This is a genomic window from Rhodococcus sp. NPDC003383, assembly GCF_053589115.1.
Genome location: NZ_JBSFRG010000067.1, coordinates 1 through 2,075, shown reverse-complemented (window position 1 = coordinate 2,075; position 2,075 = coordinate 1). Strand labels below are relative to the sequence as shown.

Genomic DNA, 2,075 nt, shown 5'->3' with positions numbered 1-2,075 from the left:
ACCGCAAACCCCGACACCAACACCCGATCCGCCACCGGCACCACATCCACCGACGACAACCGCACACCACCAGCCCCCGCCAACACACCGAACGCGCCGCGCAGCGCGGCGACGAATCGTTCGGCCGTGGCGGCCTCGAACAGTTCGGTGGCGTAGTCGACGGTCATGTCGAGTCCGGAATCGGTTTCGGAGACCGAGATCTCGAGGTCCGCCTTGACGACCGCCAGGTCTGCCGGTTCGGTGACCGAGTCGAGCCCGGCCCCGAACGCCAGGTCGCCGGAGTCGGCGCGGTAGGCGAGCATGACCTGGTAGAGCGGATTGTGGGTGCCGATGCGTTCGGCGCCCGACGCCCGGACGATCTCCTCGAACGGCAGGTCCTGGTGGGCGAACCCACCGAGCACGACCTCCCGCACCCGGCCCAGCAACTCGTCCACCGTCGGATCCCCCGACAGATCGTGACGCAACGGCAGCGTGTTCACGAAATACCCCACCACCGACGCCAACGCCTCGTCCGTACGGCCACCCACCGGCGACCCCACCACGATGTCGTCACCCGCACCCAACCGCTGCATCGCGATCGCGACCGCGGCCTGGACCAGCATGAACATCGACACCCCGGCACGGTCCGCGGTCGCGTGCAGCGCCTCGGTGATGGCTGCATCGACACCGCCGCGGACCTGCGCACCGTGGAAGTTCGGAGCCGTCGGGCGCGGGCGATCCAGTGCGATCGACGACGAGACCGGCGCCTCGTCGAGGACCCGTGCCCAATAGGCGCTCTGCTCGGCACGCACCGAGTCCGGGTTGTCGGCCGACCCGAGGAGCTCGCGCTGCCACACCGCGTAGTCGGCGTACTGCACTGCGGGCATGTCCCATTCGGGTGTGTGGCCGGCGCGGCGGGCCCGGTACGCGGCGGAGAGGTCGGACATCACGGTCGGGAACGACCAGTCGTCGATCGCCGCGTGGTGCACGGAGAGCACGAGCACGCACTCGTCGGACCCGGTGCGCAGGATCAGGGTACGCAGCGGCAGGTCGGTGTCGAGGCGGAACGGCCGGCGGCCGAACTCGTCGATGCGCGCCTGCGTATGCACCGGATCGGTGCACTCCGCGACGGTGACGTCGAGTTGACCTGCGACGGCTGCCGGTTCGACGATCCGCTGATACACGGCCGCATCGGATTCGGTGACCGTGTCGGCCGGAACCAGCAGCGTGCGCAACGCTTCGTGCCGTCGAACGAGATCGGCGACGGCCGCGGCGAGTGCGTCGGTGTCGATCTGTCCGCGCAGACGCAGGACGGTCGGCACGTTGTACTGCGCGTCCACGCCGGTGAGCTGCTCGATCATCCAGAGCGACTGCTGGCCGTAGGACGCGGGCAGCGGATCGGGACGCACCGCATCCCCGACACGAGGACGATGCGCGACGCGACGGGCACCGTCGAGGGCAGCGGCGAGCGTGCCGACGGTCGGGGTCTCGAAGATCGAACGCAGGGACAGGGACACTTCGTGCTCGGCATTGAGGCGCGTGAGAACTCTTGTCGCGGACAGGGAATGCCCGCCGAGTGCGAAGAAGTCGCTGTCGACGCCGACGGTCACGGTGTCGTCGAGGTCCAGCGCAGCCCGGAAGGCACGCGCGACCGACAGCTCCGCGGGCGACTGCGGCTCGCGGCCGGAATGGTCCGTGGCCGCGGGCACGGGCAGTGCGGCGCGGTCGAGCTTGCCGTTCGCGGTGATCGGCAGCTCCGGCAGCACCATCAGCGCCGACGGCACGAGGTGGGCCGGCAGCGTGTCGACGAGTCGGGCACGCAGCGCGGACGGATCGAGTTCGTCCACCGTGCAACCGTTTTCGGGCGTGACGTAGGCGACCAAACGGGTCTCCGCACCGGTGCCGTGGGCGACGACGGTCGCGGAACCGACGACGTCGATCGTGGTGAGCGCGGCTTCGATTTCACCGACCTCGATGCGCTGGCCGCGGATCTTCACCTGGAAATCCGACCGACCCACATACTCCAACCCACCCGACGGCAACCACCGCACCAGATCCCCCGTCCGATACAACCGCCCACCCGCAGTGAACGGATC

The 2,075-nt window shown here is 69.4% G+C and carries 1 protein-coding gene; it reads right to left on the bottom strand.

Features of this window, described 5'->3' with window-relative positions; all coding sequences use genetic code 11:
- Positions 1-1,976: condensation domain-containing protein (locus ACWDTS_RS28065; RefSeq protein WP_450111773.1), on the bottom strand; the 1,976-nt coding region annotated here is incomplete at its 3' end.
- Positions 1,977-2,075: the final 99 nt, after the last annotated feature.